Genomic DNA, 24,464 nt, shown 5'->3' with positions numbered 1-24,464 from the left:
GGAATTTCCCCAGTTTGATATTTGGCTTATGAATATTGAAGCTGTTTGCCTAATCCGTAAAAACCATCAACTCTCCCGCCAACACCGCCAACATAATCAAACGACCTGTGTCGGTGATGTTGTACTCGTTTTCATCGTCTGGACCGAGGGACAGTTCGATAAATTCGACGGCGTCTTTTTCTTCACTGATCTCGTACAGCTTTTCAACAGACTTTTCAAAATCTTTTTGTTCGTTGATGATCTCCCAGGCTTTTTCTTCTGCGTCTTCAATTTGTTTTTGATCGTATTCTTTGATCCCTTTCTCGCGGCGGATGGTTTCAAAAAGTGCAGCAAAAAGAAAGATTAGATAGTCGGCTTCGTCATCGGTGAGGGATTCGGCGTTGGTTCCCACAAGAATATCGAGCAGCAGTTCGTGCTCTGCTTCGATTTTGTCCAAAAGCCTTTCAGCTTCCTTTGGCTTATTTTCAAACTGAATGATGGTTTGGTCAAAGGCGGCACTTGCAATCATATTTCTATTTTTTGGTCCTTGGCTGCCCAAAGATACAGACAAGCCGCCGAACGGTAAGGCTTCCATTTTTCTGCTCGTTTCTTCATGGCTTCCAATATTTCTTTTTTACTGCCTTCAAGCCCATAATGCCTGATCATAGCCATTTGGATGCCCAGATCATCCACCGCAAACACATCCGGTCTCCCCAAACAAAAGATCAACACCATCTCTGAGGTCCATCTTCCAACTCCTTTGATGGCCGTGAGTTTAGCGATAATCTCTTCATCTCCCATGTCATGGAAATCTTCGTTTTTCCATTTGTTGTTTTGAAAATGTTCGGCGATGTTGAGGATGTAAGATGCTTTCTGTCCCGACAATCCGCAGGATCTCAAGTCTTCGACGGAAGTCTGCAGCAATTTTGTATTGGAGGGAAAACCCCTCGGAAATAAATCCAAAAATCTTTGGTGAATAACTTTTGCAGCTTTTACAGCGAGTTGCTGGCTGATAATGGAAGAGATGAGGTCTTCCCGAACCATTCCGTTGGCTTCTTTTAAATGGAGTCTTTCTTTGGGGATTTGATCGATGATCATGGCCATGGTTTTGTCTTTGGACAGGGTTTCGATCATTTTTTTATAATAGAAATTCATTGTTTCTGATTAAATGGTAAAATTAATGAATGAAAAGAGATAGAGTTCAATAATTGTCATCGAATTCAATTGATTGAAATAACGCCACGGCGTCATAAATCTGTGACTTCGATCTTGTATTCTATAAAACTAGTATTGAATCGCAGTTACAAATTTGTGCTGCCAAAGGCGGTACCGCAAAAACGTATTTTTTCCAATTGAACACACAGAGATCTAATTAACATGGATTGCTCCAAACGTTCGTGCTGCAATTAAACTTTTTTTCTCATAATGATAATTCTTACTTTCTTTTGGTTGCAAAAGAAAGTAAGCAAAGAAAACTCGTCACCAAAAAAGGCGATCACGCCTAAGGCGGCGTGACCAGGTTTTGCGAGCGGGCGTCCTAAAGGGTACTTTAGGACTGGGTTTCCCGCTCTCCAAACCTTTCGCTGGTTTTTGCTGACAATACACGGGATTCAATTGTAAGTAACTATTTTTTGTGTTATTTGATATAAATGAATATTTTCAGTCAACGCTTACAACCTAGAACTATTCCTACTTTAATTTTAATTCTGTAAATTTTTAAATTGAACGAAAAGCTGGCTTTAAGAACCGGCCTAGGGCTTTGCAGCTCGGGAACCTACCGAACGATCCCGAAAGGTCGAGTACGACAGTGCTCGAAGTGAGGGAGCACGTAAGTGAGCTTATATTTTATATTTGTTTGGTGTATAATCTCCGAGGTGGTTAGCAGCTCGGTTCAGTCACTAACTCGCTTAAACCAGCGAGTTTGCTTCGAAATGTTCCTTCATGTTTGAGCAACGAAGGTGTGAGTTTTTTTAGCACAGCGGCAGAAGTGATGATGGGTGAGCGAGAGGCCCAGCCGGTGGTTTTTCTTTGCTTCTCGTTTACACGCTCCTTCACTTGTCGCAGTGTCCTGCTTCACTAAGCTTTCCGCGTAGATCGTTCGCTTTCGCGGCTCATTCACATAAAGCGCTGTCGCATGCTACCAAGCTTTCAGTTTGGATCATTCAGTTGCACAAAAGAAAGTAAGAATAAAAAGTACAATGAAACCTTCCGGCTAAAAAACATATTTAATGTAAGAATTGAAAATGCAATTTCAATAGCGCTTATTGCCGCTAAATCACCACCGTCGTCCCAATCTTCTCACCTTCAACGATGCGGTACAAATTCTGATCTTTGTTGATATCAAATACCAAAATGGGAATCTTGTTTTCACGACAGATGGTGAAAGCCGTCATGTCCATGACCTGCAAATTCATTTTGATGGCCTCGTCGAAGCTGATGGAATCGTATTTTTTGGCATCTGGAAATTTTTCCGGATCCTTGTCATAAATGCCATCCACACGCGTTCCTTTCAGGATGACATCGGCATTGATTTCACTGGCTCTCAGTGCTGCTGCCGAGTCGGTGGTAAAATAAGGGTTTCCCGTGCCCGCGGAAAAAATCAGAATTCTGCCTTTCTCAAGGTGACGTATGGCTCTTCTCCGGATATATGGTTCTGCGATTTGTCTCATTTCGATGGCAGAAATCAATCTGGTATAGACCCCATGGGATTCCAGGCAGCTTTGCAAAGCAAGACCATTGATACAGGTAGCCAGCATGCCCATATAGTCTCCCTGGACTCTTTCTATACCTGAATCAGAACCCAGACCCCTGAAGATGTTTCCTCCCCCAATGACGATGGCTACTTCCACCCCTTGTTTGGCAATGGTTTTAATTTGTTCGGCGTAATAATTCAGCATAATGGGGTCAATGCCAAATTGCTGTTTTCCCATGAGGGACTCACCGCTGAGTTTGAGTAAGATTCTTTTAAACTTTGCCATAATCCGGTGTGAGTTATTTATTTGATTGGGTAATATGATTGACAAAAAAAAAGCGAATGTTTTGGCATTCGCTTTTTTTAAATATGATTGGATTAACCTAACATGACATGTTTGAACCCTATAATGGTAAGATCCTTGTCCACTGATTTTAAGTAGGACGCAATGGTCTGTCCACCGTCCTTTACAAACTGTTGATTGAGAAGTGTAAATTCCTTGTAAAACTTCTCCAGCTTACCCAGGGCAATTTTTTCCAGCATGGCTTCGGGTTTACCTTCAGCACGTGCTTGTTCCTTGCCAATTTCAATTTCTTTGGCGATGATGTCAGCATTTACATCCGCTTTGTCCAAGGCCACGGGTTTCATGGCAGCGACCTGCATGGCAGCATCCTTACCTGCGTTGGTATATTGCTCACCACTTTTGTTGAGGCCAATCAATACACCCGCTTTGTTGCCCATGTGAATGTAGTACTCTACCTGAGGAGCTTCCATTTTTTCATAATTGGTCAACTCAATTTTCTCTCCGATGGCGGCCACCAGATCAGTGGTCTTATCGCCAATGCTGACGTTTCCGTCAAAGGGAAGCGATTTGAGGGTCTCCAGGTCAGCCGGAAAATTTTGCAAAGCGATTTCTGCAATTTTCTTGGTGGTATTGATAAAATCCTCGTTTTTAGAAACAAAGTCGGTCTCTGAACTCAATTTGACCACGATTCCTCTGGTCTTGGTATCGTTGACCATTGCTATGACAACACCTTCCTTGGCATCGCGATCTGCTCTTTTAATAGAAAGTTTTTGACCTTTCTTGCGCAGAATCTCTATCGCTTTTTCGAAATCGCCTTCGGCTTCAGTAAGTGCTGCTTTGCAGTCCATCATTCCTGCACCGGTGGCGTCTCTTAGATTTTTAACATCTGTTGCTGATAATGTGAAACTCATTTTTATATTTTTATTGAATCAATGACTATGGGTATTCCAGTTGTATTGTTTAAGATTCTGATTGTTCTTCGCTTCCTTTTTCAGCCAAACCTTCTTTAATGGCATTGGCCAGATAGCCGGCAATCAGTTCAATCGATTTAGAACTATCGTCGTTGGACGGAATCGGAAAGTCCACCAAATTGGGATCAGAATTGGTATCCACCATGGCAAATGTTCTTACACCCAATTTTTCAGCTTCCTGGATGGCCAGGTGCTCGTGCATGATGTCTACCACGAAAATGGCTGAAGGCAATCGATTCAAATTGGCGATACCACCCAATACGCGATCCATTTTAATGCGTTCGCGACTTAGTGTAAGCCTTTCTTTTTTGGTGATATTCGTGACCGTTGCATCGGTCAGCATTCTTTCAATGTTGTTCATTTTTTTGACGGAACGACGGATCGTTGCAAAATTGGTCATCATCCCACCCAACCAGCGATCGGTCACATAAGGCATGTTGATGCTTTGAGCCACTCTGGAGACGATTTCTCTAGCTTGCTTTTTGGTGGCTACAAACATGATTTTTTTGCCGGACTTGGCGATCTGTTTTAAAGCGGCCGCCGCTTTTTCCATACAGTCTGAAGTGCGGTTGAGGTCTATGATGTGAACTCCCTTGTGCTCCTTAAAGATGTAGGGGCGCATTTTGGGATTCCATTTTTTGCGGAGGTGACCAAAATGTACACCCGCGTCAAGCATTTGTTGATATGATGGTTTTTCCATAATTTTTTCTTGGTAAGCTTTGATAAAATGTGTAAATAAAAATTAACGCTTGCTAAACTGCGAGATCTTACGCGCTTTGCGTCTTCCGAATTTTTTGCGCTCGACTTCTCTTGGATCTCTTGTCAGAAAATGTTTTTCCTTCAAAGGGCTGCGATTGTCGGCATCCACTTTGCACAAAGCCCTGGAAATCGCCATTCGGATGGCTTCTGCCTGTCCTTTTAAGCCACCTCCGTCGACGTTAATTTTAAAATTAAAACCAGAAGCTCCTTCAATGGTATTTACCGGATCCATCACCTTTTGGGCAATTTCCTTGATGGGAAAATACTGATCCAATGTTCTGCCATTGATGACAATGCTTTGTCCGGCACTTTCAGATTTGCTGAGATAGACACGGGCAACTGCCGCTTTCCGTCTTCCTACTGCGTTGATAATTTCCATAAATGATTTATAGATTGATGATTTCAGGTTTTTGAGCCTGATGATAGTGCTCCGGACCTGCGTAAACAAATAATTTTTTATACATGGCGTCACCCAGACGATTTTTAGGCAACATCTTGCGAACAGCTACTTCAACCACTCTGGTGGGTCTTTTGTCCAACAGTTGGCGAGGGGAAAAAGCCTTCTGACCCCCGGGGTATCCGCTGTAAGTAGTGTACACCTTGTCATCCATTTTCTTTCCGGTAAAGCGAACTTTCTCGGCATTAATAACAATGATATTGTCCCCACAATCGATGTGTGGAGTATAGTCCACTTTATGCTTGCCCTTCAGGATATGGGCGATTTTGGAAGCCATTCGACCGACCACAAGATTCTCTGCGTCGATCAGATACCACTTTCTTTGGACATCTTCCGGTCTGGTGTGGCTGGTTTTGTAACTTAAAGTATTCACTTTCAAAAATTTAGATTAAAAATCAATTTTCCTTAGCTCTAAGGAGCGGCAAAGGTAAGATTCCATTCCACAATTATGAAATCTTTTTTCAAAAAAAATTTTGTAAATCCCTGAAAAAGAGGGAAAATTTGGAATCTGTTTGAAAATTGTTGGGATTGACAGCAGGGCCAAAAGATTAAAATAAGCCATTCTTATTGCATTTCAATCTGTGTTTCATTTGATTTCTTAAGGCCATACGACACTTGCAAAATAATAGTTAGCCAGAGCTAAAATGCAAATAGAAGTTTTCAGATATAATCAATGGACAAAAGCACAAGACAGGTATTAAAATTGCATTTCTGGTGCCAATTTTGAAAGGGACGTATGCTCTAAGCCAGCAAAGTGTTGCCTCAAAACCTTTAACACCATTGCCTGAATCCCATTGACCATTCTTGGATTGAACCATAATTCTTTTACGGCACAAAGATCTATCGAATATTCTGAACATCAGATTGAAGCGAGCTGAGCAAACACTTTTCATTCAAGATTTACCAGATGGATTGGCGTTTAATTTTATAGCTTGATCAGCCTTGAAACTACCCCCTTGTATCCGTCTCAGAACCGATCGTTCATTCTTTATTAGAATAATATGCTTGCTTATTTTTTAACGAATACCGGAGATAGTTGCGATTTGTAGGTATTGTCCGTCAGCTGCCTTGTCTCTTTGCTGGACCATTTCATAAGATAGATATGAAACTGGCTTTCGGCATGATCTGATCCGTTGTAGGTCAACCATTGACCATCAGGACTCCAGTCATGCCAGCCTTCTGAAGCCTCGTTTTCGATGAGTTTCCATTTTCGGCTACCATCAGGTGTAATGGCGAAAATGCTGTGTCTCCCATTTTGTTTTGAAACATAGCTGATAAAATTTTCTGATGGATGCCAGCGTGCAGCCCCAGCTCTGTAGCCATATTCTTTCGCCGAAGGATTGTCTTGGGGATAATGTGTCAATTGCTTCACATCAGATCCATCACTATTCATCAGAAACAACTCTTCATGGCTGCTTTTGTCTCTTTTATTCTTCTTGAGCGAAAAAACAATTTTATTTCCATCGGGTGAAAAACACGGATCGCCATATCTGGCTGTAGTGTCGTTGGTCAATTGACGAAACTTGCCACTTGGGACATGAATGATAAACAACTGGTGGCGAATATTTTTGCCAATTCTGCCAGTGACAATGATTTCTTCACCATTTCCGCGTGTGCTCATCCAGCTATCTTCCAATTGTAAATCTGATATTTTCCGTACCTGTTGACCTTGGGCATCCATTTCGTATAAATAAAAACAGCGATAACAGCTATCGCGATCGCTGATGAAAAATAATTTATTTCCATAGGAATGATAGGTCCAGGCCACATCCGGATTTTGACTGATATTTCTTTTGTCAGAACCATCCAGGGTCATGCACATAATCTCCCAGTCATCTTTGGTGCTATCAGGGATAAAAACATTGTATGCTATCTTGTAGTCACTGCTGAGGGCATTGGATAGACTCTGGTTTTGTGAATGGACCGTAATGATTATACAGAAGAACAAAAGTTGGATAAAAGATCCTTTCATAATTTATGGGTTCTTTGATAGGATAAACGCACAGGATTGCTCAATTCTTTATCAATGAAATCAGAATTTTTCAATACCAACATGTGTGATATTCTTGGCATGGGTCCTGTGAGTTTAGATTTTTGGATTTGGCCTTCAAATGGCAAATCTCCCAGATCCAGACCAAGTCTGATTTCACCAGATTTTACATTGACTGCTGCGAATTCTCTGGAAGCTGTAAATGAAAGATAAGTTTTCTTGGGAATCAGTTTGGTATCCGGATAATGGGTAATAATCCAATCGGAAAGTTGGTGGAATAGCCCCTTCATTTCAGGACATTTTGCAAACTGATTTTCCAACAGTTGGTCTTCATCCATGTAAACGGGTTTGCCCCCGTTTAAATAAATACCTGTCAGAAGTTGCGCTTGCATGTGGTTCATCGAATGGTTTGTTTTAAGGTATTCAATCAGATCATTGGTTTTTTCAAATCCTGATTTTTTCATGATTTGGATCCAATCCTCCAATTTCTTACCGGTTTTGGATGAAAGTGAATCCAAAAATTCTTTCTCAAACTCTGCTGGTGATTTCGACATATTTAAGTGATTTTATGCTTTCCAGAATCCTAGGATCCATCCGATGATGGTAAAATAAACTACGATATAGCCACCATTGATGACAATGTATTTCCAGGGACGCTGCTCAAAGATCGCAACTATTGCAAAAATAGCAGCTGCAAAACCGAATCCGGCAAGAAAACCAGCAGATGCACCCCAGATGGCATCGGTGGACTCATCGGCAAGGAAGAAAGCCAAATTGTAACTTATGAGCCATGAAATAACAAATGCAAGGCCATAGCTGATGGCAGGATTAAAATTCTTGGCAATGTCTTCTTCAGTCAGTTTGTTTGCATTAAGCCAGCTTTTATAGAAAAGTAAAGGTGAATACCAAACAGCACCTAGAACAAGGTTGAAGGCTGCACAGCAAAAGACAGCCCAGTGATTAATGTGTGTAAATTCCATCTCCTTCTTTTTAGGACAAAGGTAGAAGGAGCAGAATAGGATGTATTGGAAAAAATTTACCTTATTCCAAAGCTACGAAATTTTGATAATCGCCTCGCATCTGTAAATATTGGCTTGGAGTGAATCCTGAAAATAATTTAAAGTCCTGAATAAAATGTGCCTGATCATAGTAGCCGCTCTGAAGGGCGATATCCGTCCAGTTGATCGGCTGTTTTTGCTCAATTTCCCGGATCACCTTTTGAAAGCGAATCACTTTTAGAAAGGCTTTGGGTGTCAAGCCAACATGTTCTTTAAACATTTTGATCAGATGTTTTTGAGAAAACCCTACTTTCTTTGAAATCTGCTGAATGGTGGTTTGATGGGGTGATTGCAAAATTCTATTTACAGTAAAATCCACAAACGGATTCTCCTTAAGTTTGGATTGAAATTGATTTAAAAAGAATGCTTCAGACAATAAAAATTTTTTCGAAATCTCTGAGGTTTCTCTGAGAATATCTCTAAGATCCAAAATATCTCCGGAAAGTGCATAGGATGCATCTTCTACAATGTTGGTCCATTGATCCATAGGAGCTTTTACAAATGGGTAAGCTTTCCCCTTCTTAAAGTTGACAATAAACATTTCGCTCTCCTTGCCAGATGGAATCGTAATGTATTGGTTTCTGATACCCGAGAACCATGCATTCCGGCAAATTTGTTTTTCCGTTAAAAGAACATCGTCATAAATGTATTTCGGATCATCTGTCAGATCAATAATCAGAGTGACATTACCATCCGGAAGGTATCTTTCGTAAGAGTGATTTGGATGATGATCCTTATAAAAGTAGAAACTTTCTATAAACTGACTTAAAGGATCATTGGGAAAATAAATTTGAAAAATCATTTTATTAAATCGTCGGAACTCCTTTTAAAAAGACATTGTATTTAAATATTATTTAGTAATAGCAAGAATGATTCTTTATTCAAAGAATAATATTCGTTCAATTTTCTATGCATTGAATAACTATCGAATCAAGGTCACATCTCCATAGAGCATGCGAATTTCACCATCCACAAACCTGACATGGGCGACATATACGAAGACAGCCGGAGTCAGCGCCTGATCTCTGAATGTTCCATTCCAGCCATAGTTGGCATCGTTGGGCGGAAGGTTGTAATCTTCATAAACAAGCTCGCCCCAACGATCGTAGATTTGCAATTTGTCAATATTGATAAGGGTAGGTTTGCCGTAGATGGTAAAGCGATCATTGACCTGGTCACCATTGGGTGAAAATACATTGGGAGCCCAAACATCTTTGACAAAAGTCACACGTATTTGATAAAAGGCCTCCCCGCTACAACCATTTTCATCGGTGACGATCAAGCGGATCAATTGATCTTGTGTAGGAGCAATCGTGACCGAAGGACAATTGGAGCACGACAGTTCTGTCGATGGAGACCACTCATAAATGGGTTTGACAGCATTGGTCCATGCGTTTAATCGGACGCTGGCCCCAAATTCAATGGTTGTATCACTGATGTTGGCGGATACCAAAGGGTCTGGAAGCTGAGCTACCCTTACTTCCTTTTGAGTTTTGCAACCATTTGCGTCTGTCACTTCGATGGTGTATTTTCCGCTTTGGAGATTTCTAATTTGGGAGCTGGAGTCACCATTATTCCAAAGAAGCCGATATGCCTGAACCCCTCCGGAAATGAATGCTTCTGCTTTGCCACCAAAATTTTCACCACAGCCCGCAGGACTTGCGGATGCATTTAAAATCAAGGGATCAGGTTGTGTGAGTAAAACAGAATCTTCTGCCGGACAATTGTTTTTATCCAACACTTTCACCTTTATCCAACCTGCGTTTAGACCCGTGATTGAATCTATGCCGGTTCCTTTTGACCATAGATAGGTATGTGCTGGAGTACCTCCGTTTATTTCCAAATGCACAGCTCCATCTTTTGCTCCGTGGCAACTCACGGAATAACCGTTGTAGTTGCTTTTAATTTGCAAATCAGAGACAATAGGGCTTGGTTCACTGATGGCAATGGAATCAAAAGCGGCACATCCAGATGCATCTGTAACTTTAACGCGATAAATTCCAGGTCCCAGATTTTTTAACTCAGCCGTCTTTTCAGTTCTGTTTTCCCATTCAAAATTCCATTGGTTTGCATCTCCAATGCCCTCCGCTCGAATTGAAGCCGATGCATCGCCATGACAAAGAATTTGATCCACTTGTGAAACATTTGCATCGAGCCTATAGATTTCAATAAATACCGTATCATAAAAAAAACACTGCTGTGATTTTCCCACCATTAAATACAGGGTATCATTCATTGAACTGCCAGCTGCAATTTGTCCGGGGTATTTGTACCAAACCATCGATTGATCGATTCTGTCCACACGGTCGGCTTGTTGCCATTGGTAGATATAGTTGGGTATCGATTCAAAACCGACCTGCAAATCCTGATCATAACAGATTCTCTTTCTTTGACTCTCACCTGTGATCAAGGCAGGATTCAACAAGAGGGTATCCGCAGTACAAAGACATGGATTGTCCAACGGATGAACCAAGGCTATTAAATGACAGGAATGCAGTCCTGGTACTGGACTGACCCATTCGTGCCAGCTTTGAGACATACCTTCTACAAGGAATCCACTCAGCACATCGGTATATGTCAAGACATCTCCTGTGTCCAATACACCGTTGAGATTGGCATCATAATAAAAGCGGACCTGATAGTCAGTTTTTGCGGTAAAGGGGGATTTATTTTCCAGTAAATATTTTACCTGTAGAATTTCCTGTCCACCCACCCATTTCGAAGAGCGAACTTCAGAATCCAAAATTTTAATTTTTGGGCTCAATTCAATGTCATCAAATGCCCATTGTTGTACCTCCAACAATTGTTCGCATACACCGCCTGTTGCTCCTGCACAATCGACTGTTTTTTCAGAATTGAGCAAAAGTTGAAAATTGGTGGTTTTACAGAGCTCAATGCAGGTGCGCTCAAGCTCCAGCTCAAACACTGCACTGTCACCCAAAGGTATTGGACCGATAAGAGGTACCTCCACAGATTCCAAACCATCGAGGTAATAGAATCTGGAAGAGCTGTCATCCACATGGCGGATGCCTTTGAAGCTGCCAGGAATAAAACTCAGTTCTTTGGCATAAATAAAATACAATTTTTGTTTGACGCTGTTTGCGATGTCATTTTTCGAAAAAAGGACACAGCGGGCCCTGAACTGGTTGCCGCATGCCTGATCGGCTGAAAAGCTCAATCGGATGTCATATAGATCTTCGGTATTTTGTTGGTTTCTGTTAAAATGGAAGGGATCAGAACTCACAACTGCAGATCTTTGTTGCTGATTGCACACATTGGAGGAGAGCATATAAAATGAAGCCGATTGCCCATCTTCCAAATCGCAATTCCCATCAAAGCTGAAATGGATGGTGAAATAATTCTCATCCACTTTATAAAATCCGGGAATTCCTGATGGAAACAAACTGGCATTCATGTCCCAAAAATAATTACCACCTTGCCCTGAAAACTGTGGTGCAGGCAATAAATGAAAACTGTCCTTGGGATATTCCAACCATGCCTCCCGTAAAATCAATCCACGCGGAGCATTAAAATGAAAACGATTGTTGAAGCTGTGCCCCAATCCGGAATTGTATGCCAACACCTCATATTGAAAACTATCGCAGGGTTGCGCAATAGAATCATTGGGTTGTGCAATCAATTCAAGTCGAATGGAAGACTCCTCGGGTTCGTAATGCAGAACCTGTCTTTGGACATAGTCTTTGCATTTTCCTGCAATCGCATCATAGTCCGAAGGATACGAAACACATGAATTTCCAGAATAAAGCACCAATGAATCTTTGAGACAATGGTTAAATCGGGTAAACATTTCGAATCTTCGCAAGCCGTATAAGCTGTCCAATTCATACACGAATTTTCCGGGTGCCAACGTTCTTGCAAGATGCTTGATTCTATTGCCTGTAGAATCATATTCGACCAAACTGTCAATAACGATTTGGCCGGAAATGTTTTCAAACAACAACCATACATTCTTATAGGTAAAAAATCGCTGCGGTGTGGAGTTATTGTTTTTGGAAGTCAGATCAAAGGTCCAGCTCACCAATGTATCTTTTAGAATTTGTTTTTGGGTATAAGCGAAATTGGCCTCCACACCTGCAGTATTCACTGGATATTTGGCGAGATTGTATAAATCAGGGTGCATGGCCGGATCGGGGTGATGTCTAAGGTATTTAAATTTTTTATAAACCCTGATGGTGTCAGAATGCGATACATAACATTCCGGTTTGACGTAGAAATAGAATGAATGCTGCACAAGTTCAAAATCTTCATTCTCATTAAATCTCGAAAACTCCAGAATGGTATATCCCGAACTGTCTCTCAGGCTGGGTTGGATATAGGAAGTATCGTATCTTAAATTGGGAGCAGGAGTGGTTCGCTTGATCCGAACATAATTGGGGATATTGTTCAAATATTCAAAAAATGGCGGTATCACAATTTTTAACTCCTCAATCAAATAGCTGGGTCTGTATTCATTGGGAAACGGATCCGGATTTTCTGCATACGTTCCAACTGCATCAAGCGATGTCTCAATTTTAAAATTTCCGCAGACAGAAAGGAAAGGAGATACTTTGCTGAGATCAGGGGCATTTAGATAATCCTGACGCAGTGTGGTTCCGCCCACAGAAGGTTTTCCTGAAAATATATTGAGGGTGGCAGATTTCCTGTTGCCCAAATTACATCCGTCCTGGTTGTAAGTAAGATCGGCGTAAAGGGTAGTTTTTGTCCATGAAGTCCATTCGGAGTGTGGAATGACTGCGCGGATCACAAAAACCATGGAATCGGCTCTGCTGAGACTGCCATTGAGACATGTTCCAAAGAGTCCACTCAGGTTGACTTCTCTGACAAAATTGCGGTAAAATACATTGGTATTGAGGCTGTAGAATTCGGCACCCAAAGGATTTCTGCAAGTGGACCATCGGTTGGTTTCCGCATCAAAATATTTTAAAGTGTCTGAAATCCATTGAATGTCCCGAATCGTGTCCACCTGATTGTTTGGATTGTAATAGAGTCGGGGAGAATAGGCCATCCTGAAAAAGATGTTGGAAAAACTGGCATTGCACAATACCTGAATGGGAATGTACATCAGAAAAGTATCGTAGGTAAAAAAGTAGTTGTGCTGGATCGAATCAACATCAGGATTAATTCTGGTCATTTTGCTGGAATCTGTATGTCCTGTAGTGATTCTTTTAAATTTGATTTCTTTGACTTCAAGCTTTCCCGGAGAATTTTGTCCACCTCCGTTGGGATTGCAAACAGACATAAAATTGGGCGAATTGCCGCAAAACAAAGGGATTCTCTGATAGCAATTGTCTCCACAAAAATAATCAGCTTCGATGCGTACGCTATACCGGGGCCCTCCGGTGCCAACACAAAAAGTGCAGGCTGTTTTGATGCTACCTGATCCGGATGAAGGATCACAACGGTATCGCAATGGAAAGACAACGGAAAAATTGGCGGTATCGGTGCTAAATGTAATCACATTTGCATTCTTCTGATAATTGACCTGTTTTCCATTGACCAAAATGACAGCTCCGACAGGTAAATCTGCCACTGGTGGCAATATGATTCTTACCGCGGCACTGTCTCTGGTGCAATGACTTAAAAAATTTCTCTCGTTTTTATACAATGAAAACTGTACGGTATCTGTCTCCTGATCGATGTACACTCCCTTAAAACTTATTCCGCTGATGGAGGATCTTCCCCATTGGTAGGAGTGCGTAGAAATATAATTGTCCAGGGCTCCTTCAAGCTTACAATAGTTTTCAAATTCACCCTTTATCCTAAAAATTCTGGTATCGAATACCACCCGATCACAACCCAGTGCAAGACAAGATGCATCAAGACTATATCGGACACTGATCCTCAAGGTGTCTTTGGGATCCAAATCATCAAAAAAACCATCCCGATCAATATCACTCAGACCGCCCGGACCATCGGGGTCAGTGTTTAGCCTTCTGAAATCAAGACCAAAACCACTAAATCCATTGGTGGTAAGAGGAATCAATCTCCCATTCATCCTGACCTCTGTGATGCGAAGGCAATTGTCCCGCAGCGGATCTGAATATTGATTTCCCTGAAGAACGGACCAACCAATGTTCAGAAACAAATTGTAAACGCTGTTGCCAAGATCAAAATTACCATTGTTGCTTGTATTGAAAATTCTCAGATTGACTTCTCCATTTTTACATGGAGTGGCAATAATCTGACTGTCCTGCAGGATGGCTAATCTTGGAGTACCTGCAATGGCAAGCAATTTGACATTTTCATTCACCGAATATTCACACTGATCACCACCACACGGAATCAATAGTTTGTGTGAAATTCTGAAATCTGTTTCACAGGCATTCAGACTGATTTCCTGAATCACATCAATGCTTTCTCCTCTTTCAAAAAACAAATTTTGATTTCCAATCCTGCTGAAATCATTTTGGTCAAAACTAAGGCTGTCACCATTGCTACTCAGTGTCCCAATATTGGAATTGAGAATGTTCATTTTATCATCGCCTGAAACATACAATGAAAATTTTTCCAATGCCAGCTGACCGATGTTGACAATGCTGTATTTTTTACGAAAAGTTTGACTCGGTTCATCATACACAATGCCGAGGTTGACAATTGAAATCCGGGGACTGAAAATGCTGAAACTTTTCACTCCGGAAGTAAATTGGAGCTGGTTCCAACTTAAATTAGCTTCCAAACTGTCATTGTGGCTTTGCAAGGCACAACCATGTTCCAACCATAATTGGAAGGAGGTGGATTCACAGATATCCAGAAAATTTAAGGTAAAAATAGGTCCTTCCGGATGGTGGATGTTGCCCGGAACCACGTCTTGAGATACCAAACTCCCTGCCCTGTAACTGAGGTGCTGACTCGTTTTAATTTGTATATCTGCTTGTTGCAGAGGCCTGTTGCCTTCATTGACGATGCGGATTTCTACAGGGATTCCTTGACAAGGATCCACACCCTGTGGGGTCTTTAACTCGATCCACACTTGAGCTTGTCCGGTAAAAAACGCAAAAAAACTGAATGCAAGAATAAAACACTTGAACATAGCGGGTTAAAGATACGGAGTATTCAATAAATCTGGTCCTATTGCATTGAGTTCAAGCTCTCAAACAACGAATATCCATGGCTAATTCCTTTAATTTATAGGGAAATAGCCAGTTTATTTGATCAAATGATAAATTCCGCTTAAAGAGAACAAAATCAATTTGAAATTTTTATCCTCCTTCATTCAGCTGAAACCGGAAGCATCAGATCTACTAAAATCTAGGAGGGTATTATTTTCCCAGAAGGCGATTCCCAATTTCCGGAAAGCGGAGATTGCCGATCAACACTGTGGCCAATGCAACCCCAATGTTGATATACACCGGAAGTCCAAGCTGTAAGTGAGCCATTACTGTTGCTCCCAGATAAGCCATAATCAAAAGGACCCCGATGACCCCTGTTCTTGGAATAATAAAAAGTACGATTCCCAAAACCTCAATGATGCCTGCCAAAAGCAGATGTGATTTGTTGAGTTTCATGGATTCAAATCCTTTAACAGCCTCTTCTGCTCCGGTCAGTTTCCCAAAAGCGCTAAAGGCAAGAAATCCGGTAAGTAGTACAGTAAGAACCCAACCGAGGGTGTTTTTTGTTTTTACATTCATGCAATGATATTTTGGCTCAAATATAGATCATTGTTTGAAATAGACCGGGAAACATGAAAATAGTCAGTTTTCTTCTTCATTTGGAGAATTTAATGGGTTTTTATTGAATATGAAGGATGATTGTGGAGTTTTCTCTGTATATTTGAAGGTCTTTTAGAAAATACGATAAAACCAACATTAAGCCAGCTCAATGCGAAATACAAGCATCCGTTTTATAGATAGCCAGAATGACAAAACTAATTTTTTTTCTTCCATCCGCAAGGAGGTGGATGAATATTTTCGTTCGAATAAACTGTCTAAAAATTACAACTCTGCCATGGTGGTCAAAACAATTGTCCTGATGGCACTTTATATATTTCCGTTTCTGGCCATACTTTTATTAAACCCTGGTTTTTTGATCAGCAATTTACTTTGGGTACTCATGGGTATTGCGATGGCAGGCATTGGTATGTGTGTAATGCACGATGCCAATCATGGTGCTTATTCCAAAAATCCAGAAGTCAATAAATGGTTGGGTTATACGCTTAATTTATTGGGTGGCTCTATCTTTAACTGGAAATTGCAACACAATGTTTTGCACCACACTTTTACAAATATTGCACACGTAGATGATGATATTGCGGATAAAGCGATTATAAAGCTAACACCACACTTTCAGCCAAAATGGTTTCATCGCTTCCAATTTATTTATGCTTTTGCATTGTATTCCATAATGACTTTGTATTGGTCTACCTTTAAAGATTTTTTGCAATTTGCCAGATACATTCGCGATGGTGTTAATAAAAATTCCAGATTGAATAATCTAATGGTTTTATTGAAGATTATCGCTGGCAAATTGGCTTACTTTGGCATTTTAATATTACTTCCCATTTTTATTTTTTCCGTTCCACTGAGTCATGTCGTCGTGGGATTTTTGTTGATGCATGCGGTGGCAGGTGTGATCCTAACGGTGGTTTTTCAATTGGCTCATACAGTAGAAGGTACTGCGCATCCCTTACCCAACGATGCCAATGAAATTGAAACAAGCTGGGCCATTCATCAGATGAATACAACAGTCAATTTTGCTCCCTCGAATCGATTCTTGACCTGGTATCTCGGAGGTTTGAATTATCAAATTGAACACCATCTGTTTCCAAATGTATGCCACGTTCATTATCCAGCCATTTCCAGAATCGTAAAACCAATTTGCAAAAAATATGATGTCCCGTATATGGAAACCAAAAGTTTTTTCAAAGCTCTTGGATCACATATTCAGGCCCTAAATCGATTTTCGAGGCTGCCTAGTTTAAACGAGGCAATCAACTGAGACTGGATTTTCCCCACAAGCGGCAATACAACAGAAATTTCAATTAAAGCACTTTAAAAATTTCCAATCACTATCCCATGATTGGAAGCTTGGTTTTAATTTTGAATCAAGGGGTACTCAGTGTGAGGGCCTGTTGAGCTTTGTACTGTGTCATCCGGAGGTATGTAGATAAGTTATACCCAAATTATTTCTCTATTTTTTCAAAGTATTGCTGAAGCCTTATCCTCACTATTTTTTGAATCAGCGCAATAGGCAGAGCTTGATGAATGGGAAACTGAATAGCGCCTTTTGAAGTTTTGAAATCTGCTAGCTCATCTTGTAATGCTATGATCGGGCCAGGTGTCGGGTATAATCCGATGTGGTTTTTATTGACAGCATAATAAATTAGGATTTCTTTCATTTTAAAAGCAGGCATGTTGTAGCTAATCAGTTCTATGGCATCAGGTAGAATTTGTTGGATGGCAGAATGCAATTCTTTGAGAATGACTTGTATTTCGTGAGGATGAGCAGCATGATATTCTTCAACAGATTTAAATTTTACAGAACCATACGGTGATGGTCTCTTTTTGGAAGGTACATTCATTTCGGATATAATTTTCACTAAGAAAGATTTAATGGTATTCAATATGGGTCAGGGTAAACTGCCCGTAACATTGGTCTCCTTCTGGATAGCTGTAGATCGTTTCTGCGTTTTCTGCCAATCGGAAGCCGTTGAAAGATTTATAGTTTTTAATGGGAGTCCACCATTCCAGCTTTCTACCGGCATCCGCATTGTACCGATTGTTGGATGAGAAATTGATGAGTTCTCCCATCTCATTGAAATATAACCAGGCTTCAATGCTGATCTTGTGGACGGTAAAGGAAGCTTTCACTTTCAATGGTTCAATTTCAAGCCATTTAATTCTTGAATCGATCAGTGTAGCTGGTGCCATTATACACATGTCATTGAAGAAGGTGACTGTTTCTGCCTCGTTCATTTCATTTCCTTCCATGTATTGAACCCGAATGAGTGACAATAGACGGATGTCCATGGATGCCAGGCCGTTTTTATAACAATGATACCCGTTCACGGGCATATTTTTCATTTCTGCTTTCATGTAGAACAGGCGGGTAGGATGTCTCATAAAGTTGTATTGTTCAGAGGTGAATGGCATCCATTCAGATTGATCATTTTTTCGGATTTGTCCTTTAAATTTCACCTTGAAATAATTCACTTTTGGTTTTCCGATGACTCCCGATTTGATCAAGTAATTCTTAACCGGGATTGGAAGTTGTGATAAGTCGTTTTCCTCTATAATGGAAGAGTCAATTGCTCTTTGCTGAATTAGTTGGTTTGATAGGTCATTTTGATAGAGCTGATTAAAATTCCAGGAACCATATCGCTGGATTGCAAGCAACAATACGATGACATTGGCAATGGTCCCAAATCTGGCATCACTCCAGAAAGAAAAGATTAAAATCTGAGAAACCAAAATTGCTGCAGCAGTGATAACCCAGCTTAAAGAATATTGCATTAGAATTAGGTAAGCAGCCATGACAAAAAGGACAAAGGCCAATAACCATAGAATTCCCATTGTCTTTGAAATTTCCTTGCTGAGTTGTGGTACTTGTGCAAGTTGGAAGGCCTTGACAAATCCAAGCAAGTGAATGAATGAGTGTAAGACGATAAAAATTAGCATTAAATATTTAAACATAGAAGACTTAATTGGTGGTCAGCGATAAAAGATGAAAAAAATAGTTTGAAAGAGGACAAATCCGACAACTCCTATCCATATACTTTTTATCCAACCCATTTGATGTACCACCCGAATCGCTAAAGTAAATAGGATCAGGAAATAAATTAAATAGATGGAATAACAAATCCAAAGGAGGGTTCTGAATAGGGTCGGTGAGTTCATATCGATCTCGTGCTGACGGGCATCAATGACACCCAATGCACTTAGTATACTCATGGGAAGATCGTGGATCAATCCTCCCCACATCGCCACGCTGATGGCAAGTCCTACAGCAGGAAGTGTCTGTTCGAAACTTCCTTTTCCTTGATTTGCAAAGGCAAGTACTTGAATAATGGCAGAGCTTGATAACCAGCCAAGGAACAAACTTGGAGCCAACAAAAACCGATTGTAAGCATAGTAATTTTCTTTTGGGATATTAAGCCAGGGAGTAAAAACAGATGGGGCACCTTCGGCGATCGTTAGAAAAATGTACATTGAAGTATAAGCGATCGATGGAATCAACATATAAAAATAACCGAGACGCATAGAATCGGACCGTCGTTGTAGTTGATTAAAGGCAAGAGCAGGGGAATAGAAACAACTAAGATATAGTATGGAATCAGTTTTCTTATTCATGTTTATAGACTAAACAGCAGAATACAAAACAATATGATGGGTAAATTACAATCGGCCGAGTCATTGTAGCGTAATTCACTTCTGAAGAATAAGAAGTTACAAAATATAAAATGGGAACATCAATCTTTTTGAAAAGAGACGGGTTTTATTTTTTAAGCAAGGAGATCACAAACAGCAAGAGCCAGGCTCCTCCGGCAGATATGATAATTTGCCACAACATTCCACCTCCGCCCAGACCAGTTTGCCCAGCGATATATCCTCCCAGGAATCCACCAATGATTCCTACCACAATATTACCTAGAAGCCCAAATCCAGATCCTTTCCAAAATTGCCCTGCAAGCCATCCTGAGATGGCCCCAATGATTAGAAAATAAATGATTTCCATGATATGAGTATTTAATTTGTTTGGTAAAGATAGATAAATGACATTTATTCAGAAAATAATTATGTTAAAAAGTTTTGGGAAAGATACTTTATTTTTAGCGCCCCTTGTCTTGAAGGAGGCTTGTATATTTTTTTAAGTACTTTAAAATGAGGTAAAGGATGAAACTAAAAACAGCCAATCCAATGAGTAAAAAATTGAATTCCTCATTTTTCGAAAAATATACTTTTAGAACATTAAAAAATCCAAAGATTAAAAAGATCGCAACCAAACCGTTTTTTTCCTGTCTCAAGACCTTCCGCCAACTAAAATTGAGGTTTGATTTTTTGTATTTGGAGAGAGCAGGAATAAAGGCTGGTACTCTAAGCGACCATTGTAAGTATTCATCGCCAAATTTACCCCGTAAAAATTGCTCTTCAGCAAACATAATCCTTTCGTAATATAGCCAATAGACAAGTACGAAGGCGATGATAAACCATAGTTGACCGCACATAAGGGCCGGTCCCAACCACATAAAAAAGTTGCCAAGATACAATGGGTGTCTTACCACAGAATACATACCAGAAGTGTTTAGTTGGTCCGCTACCTGAATGGCCACATTTCGGCCTGAGGTATTTTTTGGAACAAATCCAATGGTAATCACCCGGATATACAAACCAAGCAAACTAACCAAAATGCAAAAATATCCATAATAAGTTTCATAAGGTCCCCCGGTGAGGATAAAGTGATTGGGGTATAACACTGTACGAACATACATCAGGGTGCCAATTACAAGCAAAAGGATGGGTAAACTACCTCTGTACCTAAATAACCAGAGACCTTGTTTTTCAAATTCTTCCTGCAAAGCCATATTTTATTTTTGTAAATTTTACCAACATATATGGTACAATCATTTTAATTCATACCTGAAAATGTTCTGTATGTTCAGTCTTCACGAGAACCAACTGATGAAGGAACTATTTTCCCTTCAACAAAATACATGTCTATCATCCCCTTGTTTTTTACTTCTACTTTTCCCCGGTATGTGCAATGAAAATAGTCTTTGACCAACTCATAAGTGACCCCACTGATGTTTATTTTACCAACATCGCTTGTAGATTCCAATCTGGAAGCAATGTTAACCGTGTCTCCCCAGATGTCATAGGCAAATTTTTTAAGACCTACAATGCCTGCTACAACCGGACCTGTATTGACACCAATTCTGATGTTATAAGTTTGATTTGAATTTCTTTGGTGATTTCTGACATATTCCAGGAGCTCGAGTGCAGCATGTATGATATCAACCGGATGCGATTGGTTTCTGATGGGCAATCCACCTGCACACATATAGCTATCGCCGATTGTTTTTATTTTTTCAATGGGATACTTAGAAATGATTTTGTCGAAAGCTTCGAAATATGAATGGATATCCGCCACCAGTTCTTGTGGGCTTAGGTTTTCTGATATTTTGGTGAAATCTTTAAAATCTGTAAACATCACAGTTACCTCATCGTACATTTTGGCTTCTGCACTTCCTTTCTCCTTCAGTTCGTTGGCCACTTCTTCAGGTAGGATGTTGAGGAGCAATTCTTCGGTCCTTGCCTTTTCTTTCTTAATGCGATTGCGCTGAAGAAACAGAACAGCAGACATCAATAGAAATGAAAGACTACCGAATAACAAACCGTTTCGAATTAGTTTTTGTTTGGAGAGTTCGTTTTCTTTGTTCAGCAATTCATACAGATGTTTCTCGGCATTTACTTTATGCTGGGCACCCATTAAGTAAAGAAGATTTTTTTGTTTGGTGAGACTGTCCTTTGCCAGTAAGGCAGAATCAATCATTTGATAAGCTTCATTCACTTTTCCGTGAATAGAATAAATACGCGCAAGGGTAGGGTAGGATTTTGAAATAAAATGATAGTCTGTTTTATTGATTTTTTGATCGATAATTTGCTTTGCCTGGATGGCTGTTTTCAATGCTTTTTCATTTTCTTTTTGATCCAAATAAATGGCAGCGCAGGATGTCAGGGATAGAGCAGCACTTTGGTTGTTCTTTTTCTTCAAGCTTAAGGCTGCGTCTTTTTCAAACAATGGTAGCGCCAGCGCTTGTTTTCCTTGATAAAAATAGATTTGCGCCTTATTGCCACTAATGATTCCTATCCATGCTTCTTCCTTTGAATGAGCGGCAATGTTTTCAGCTACGTTCAAATAGTATTCTGCGGAATCATATTTTTGGAGATGGAAATAACACAATCCGAGGGTATTGATATTTGAAATATGCTTGTTCATTTGATCTTTGGGGTAAAGATCAAATAATTCCAATAAGTAATTCTTTGCGGTAGTATAATCGGTGTAGAAATAAAATTTATTGGCAAGTTCCTTAAGATGATCAATTTTATGAGGATACTCTGCCAGACTCAATTTTGAATAAATTTGGTTGGCATATAGATAATATTCAATTGCTTTTCCATGGGATTTGCCTTCCCAATAGTAATGGCCGGCAGCCTGCAATGCATCTGCGTTCAAGCCTGGAATTTTCTTGCATTCGGCATTTTGAAGCAAAAGGTTCAGTTTTGTCAAAAGACTGTCATGCCGAACACCTATGAGCATTAAATAACGAAATTCTAAAATTTCCAATGCGATTGAAAGCGTTTCATTTCTTTTTTTTGAAAACCCTTGTTTTAATTCTTTGAGGATGGAAAAACCATTGGCTGAATCTTTTGCCCAAAGCTCGATTTGTATGGAGTCATTGTACTGAACAATCTTTGGGTAAGTAGTCAAATCCTGCGCATAAAGTGATTTTGTCTGACAATAAAAGGCCACCATGACCAGACACGATTGGAGGAATAAAAATTTGCATGGGGTATTAATGGCCATCTGAAATTTAAAAATATAATTTTCAAAGATTGAACTCACCCAGCTGGTTATTGTAGATTTTGCCTAAAAATAGTGAATTCATCAGGATTCAAACAAAAATATTTCCAATCAGAATTCTAATACCTTATGTTTTGAGGGCGGTGGCTGATTGGCTTCAAATGCCTCTAAAAAGCGATCAATTTGTTGAGCGGCTTTAATAATTTTAAGTTTTTTAGATTTTGTAGCTAAACAAATAGATAGAGGGCAGGGATTGGATCAATGAGAAAAAATCACCGGTGCTGATCAATTAGAATTGGATTGCCATCCGGGTCAATCAGGGAAATATATCCAGGACCGGAAGTACCCTCATCTACTTCAGGTTTAGGGATAATTCCTTTGGATTTTAACTCTTTTTGGATTGACCTGACATCATCGAATGGGTCCACTGCATTGCCACTCTCATCCCAACCCGGATTAAAGGTCAGCATATTTCCTTCAAACATCCCATGGAATAGTCCGATCAGAGCGTTGCCATTTTTTAAAATAAGATAATTTTGTTCAAGTTTTCCTGCAATGGCTGTGAATCCTAGATTCTCATAAAACTGTTTGGAAACCTGCAGGTTTTTGACATTAAGACTGATTGAAAAAGCACCTAGTTTCATAATTTATCATATTTGGATTGGAATAACTTGGTATATAATCACTTAGATAAACCATTTTTCATAAGCTGGATGGCCATTGGAAAACGGCTTCTGATTTACAAAGCCAAAAGATAAGTCAAATTCAATGGATCGGGCCAAAATTTTTGTTTTAACTCCGAAATTTCTAAATATTTGCTCAAATTCCATTTTTTTCTTCAAATATGTTCTCATCCTATTTTCTGGATGCGCAGTACTTGTCCTCAGGTTGTCCTGTCCATTCATTGATATTGTTTCTTGAATGAAGGATTTTGTGCATAGAGAGAACTGTGCTCAAGGGTATGGTATATACGGTCTAAGCCGCTGATCTGTTTAAAAATAAGCTTAGACCAGGAAGGAAAAGGAGCGCAAAAATAAATTGGGCCAATTTGGGTAAATAGGAAGTCCGATCTTCGAAATGCCCCGGTAAAATGCACCCAATTGCAAGGCTACTGCTGACAATGGCAATCTCAAGTTATGTTGAACTCATATCCCAATTCATCGATTTATTTTATTTTTTTTTGCAGAAGGATCGAATCAGAATAGTCAGGAATAAAATGATCCGGTTGTTTCTGCATTGGTTCGAAACCAGCTTTTTGGTAGGCTCTTATGGCCTTGGCATTCCTTTGTGATGGAGCAAGATAGAATATTTGGCATCCAAATGAGCGGAATAAATAATCACAAAGTAGCCCTATGGCTTCAACCCCATAAGCCTTACCAGTGTACTTTTTATCAGAAAGCCATACGTCCAGTTCGGTGGTCCGGCTCTCCGGATCAATATGGTTGTAGTTTATTTGACCAATTTCCAGATCATCCCGCAGAATGATATAACATCGGCCTTCTGTAGGTTTGGAGTCATCAAAATAATGATCCAGATAATCTTCATCAAACTCTTCCCAACTTGGAGCAGGGCAATCTGGGTATTTGGGAGGTCCAAACATTTCTTTTGATAGATTGGAGTATACCAGCCATTCATATATTTTTGATTTATCTTTTCTCGTTGCAGGTTTTAATGAGATTCTAGTGCCGTAAATCATGAGATGGTAATTTTATTGAG

General features: G+C 40.0%; 22 protein-coding genes. 1 reads left to right on the top strand and 21 read right to left on the bottom strand.

Going from position 1 to position 24,464, the window contains the following annotated elements:
* Window positions 1–49 precede the first annotated feature (49 nt).
* From IPM48_01825 to IPM48_01765, 13 genes are all read right to left on the bottom strand, one after another.
* A complete protein-coding gene (locus tag IPM48_01825) occupies window positions 50–508 on the bottom strand; it encodes a hypothetical protein (protein MBK9270311.1) in 459 nt (152 codons plus the stop codon).
* Entirely contained in the window at window positions 505–1,134 is a 630-nt protein-coding gene (locus IPM48_01820; GenBank protein MBK9270310.1) for a DNA-3-methyladenine glycosylase 2 family protein, read from the bottom strand. Before IPM48_01820 ends, IPM48_01825 begins: the two co-directional genes overlap by 4 nt.
* 1,115 nt (window positions 1,135–2,249) lie before the next feature.
* The gene (locus tag IPM48_01815) at window positions 2,250–2,957 is read right to left on the bottom strand and encodes a UMP kinase (protein ID MBK9270309.1); all 708 of its coding nucleotides are present in this window, start codon (window positions 2,955–2,957) and stop codon (window positions 2,250–2,252) included.
* A 92-nt stretch (window positions 2,958–3,049) separates the two neighbouring features.
* Window positions 3,050–3,886 (bottom strand): elongation factor Ts, encoded by an 837-nt coding sequence (locus tag IPM48_01810; GenBank protein MBK9270308.1) that lies wholly within the window; start codon window positions 3,884–3,886, stop codon window positions 3,050–3,052.
* 49 nt (window positions 3,887–3,935) lie between these two features.
* On the bottom strand, window positions 3,936–4,646 hold the full coding sequence (gene rpsB / locus IPM48_01805) for a 30S ribosomal protein S2 (GenBank protein MBK9270307.1): 711 nt from the start codon (window positions 4,644–4,646) through the stop codon (window positions 3,936–3,938).
* 42 nt (window positions 4,647–4,688) lie between these two features.
* A complete protein-coding gene (rpsI, locus tag IPM48_01800; protein MBK9270306.1) occupies window positions 4,689–5,084 on the bottom strand; it encodes a 30S ribosomal protein S9 in 396 nt (131 codons plus the stop codon).
* A gap of 7 nt (window positions 5,085–5,091) precedes the next feature.
* A complete protein-coding gene (rplM, locus tag IPM48_01795) occupies window positions 5,092–5,535 on the bottom strand; it encodes a 50S ribosomal protein L13 (protein MBK9270305.1) in 444 nt (147 codons plus the stop codon).
* A 636-nt stretch (window positions 5,536–6,171) separates the two neighbouring features.
* Window positions 6,172–7,134, bottom strand: coding sequence for a PD40 domain-containing protein (locus IPM48_01790; GenBank protein MBK9270304.1), 963 nt, complete (start codon window positions 7,132–7,134; stop codon window positions 6,172–6,174).
* Window positions 7,131–7,706 carry a DUF4287 domain-containing protein gene (locus IPM48_01785; GenBank protein ID MBK9270303.1) on the bottom strand — a complete coding sequence of 192 codons (576 nt, stop codon included), beginning with the start codon at window positions 7,704–7,706 and terminating at the stop codon, window positions 7,131–7,133. Before IPM48_01785 ends, IPM48_01790 begins: the two co-directional genes overlap by 4 nt.
* A 12-nt stretch (window positions 7,707–7,718) precedes the next feature.
* Entirely contained in the window at window positions 7,719–8,132 is a 414-nt protein-coding gene (locus tag IPM48_01780) for a DUF1761 domain-containing protein (GenBank protein MBK9270302.1), read from the bottom strand.
* Window positions 8,133–8,193: 61 nt separating this feature from the next.
* Window positions 8,194–9,012 carry an AraC family transcriptional regulator gene (locus IPM48_01775; GenBank protein MBK9270301.1) on the bottom strand — a complete coding sequence of 273 codons (819 nt, stop codon included), beginning with the start codon at window positions 9,010–9,012 and terminating at the stop codon, window positions 8,194–8,196.
* 120 nt (window positions 9,013–9,132) lie between these two features.
* Window positions 9,133–15,261, bottom strand: coding sequence for a gliding motility-associated C-terminal domain-containing protein (locus IPM48_01770; protein MBK9270300.1), 6,129 nt, complete (start codon window positions 15,259–15,261; stop codon window positions 9,133–9,135).
* A 229-nt stretch (window positions 15,262–15,490) separates the two neighbouring features.
* On the bottom strand, window positions 15,491–15,859 hold the full coding sequence (locus IPM48_01765; GenBank protein MBK9270299.1) for a DoxX family protein: 369 nt from the start codon (window positions 15,857–15,859) through the stop codon (window positions 15,491–15,493).
* Between the two features lie 190 nt (window positions 15,860–16,049).
* Here IPM48_01765 and IPM48_01760 point away from each other — a divergent pair, with 190 nt between their 5' ends.
* A complete protein-coding gene (locus IPM48_01760) occupies window positions 16,050–17,165 on the top strand; it encodes an acyl-CoA desaturase (GenBank protein ID MBK9270298.1) in 1,116 nt (371 codons plus the stop codon).
* A 184-nt stretch (window positions 17,166–17,349) separates the two neighbouring features.
* Here the strand turns inward: IPM48_01760 and IPM48_01755 are convergent, their stop codons facing one another.
* From IPM48_01755 to IPM48_01720, 8 genes are all read right to left on the bottom strand, one after another.
* A complete protein-coding gene (locus IPM48_01755; protein ID MBK9270297.1) occupies window positions 17,350–17,766 on the bottom strand; it encodes a DUF1801 domain-containing protein in 417 nt (138 codons plus the stop codon).
* A gap of 10 nt (window positions 17,767–17,776) precedes the next feature.
* Entirely contained in the window at window positions 17,777–18,859 is a 1,083-nt protein-coding gene (locus IPM48_01750; protein ID MBK9270296.1) for a hypothetical protein, read from the bottom strand.
* Window positions 18,860–18,877: 18 nt separating this feature from the next.
* Complete coding sequence (locus tag IPM48_01745; protein ID MBK9270295.1) at window positions 18,878–19,516, bottom strand: YIP1 family protein; 639 nt, start codon at window positions 19,514–19,516, stop codon at window positions 18,878–18,880.
* A gap of 145 nt (window positions 19,517–19,661) precedes the next feature.
* Entirely contained in the window at window positions 19,662–19,901 is a 240-nt protein-coding gene (locus IPM48_01740; GenBank protein ID MBK9270294.1) for a GlsB/YeaQ/YmgE family stress response membrane protein, read from the bottom strand.
* A 94-nt stretch (window positions 19,902–19,995) separates the two neighbouring features.
* Entirely contained in the window at window positions 19,996–20,748 is a 753-nt protein-coding gene (locus tag IPM48_01735; protein ID MBK9270293.1) for a DUF1295 domain-containing protein, read from the bottom strand.
* A 74-nt stretch (window positions 20,749–20,822) separates the two neighbouring features.
* On the bottom strand, window positions 20,823–22,751 hold the full coding sequence (locus IPM48_01730) for a hypothetical protein (protein ID MBK9270292.1): 1,929 nt from the start codon (window positions 22,749–22,751) through the stop codon (window positions 20,823–20,825).
* Window positions 22,752–23,020: 269 nt separating this feature from the next.
* Window positions 23,021–23,392, bottom strand: a complete 372-nt coding sequence (locus tag IPM48_01725) for a VOC family protein (protein ID MBK9270291.1) — start codon at window positions 23,390–23,392, stop codon at window positions 23,021–23,023.
* Window positions 23,393–23,913: 521 nt separating this feature from the next.
* Entirely contained in the window at window positions 23,914–24,444 is a 531-nt protein-coding gene (locus IPM48_01720) for a GNAT family N-acetyltransferase (GenBank protein ID MBK9270290.1), read from the bottom strand.
* Between the last annotated feature and the right edge of the window lie 20 nt (window positions 24,445–24,464).

It is taken from the genome of Saprospiraceae bacterium, from assembly GCA_016715965.1.
In the GTDB taxonomy this organism is placed as follows: domain Bacteria; phylum Bacteroidota; class Bacteroidia; order Chitinophagales; family Saprospiraceae; genus Vicinibacter.
The sequence above is the reverse complement of the archived record's forward strand: the minus strand, read 5'-3'. Positions and strand labels throughout refer to the sequence as shown.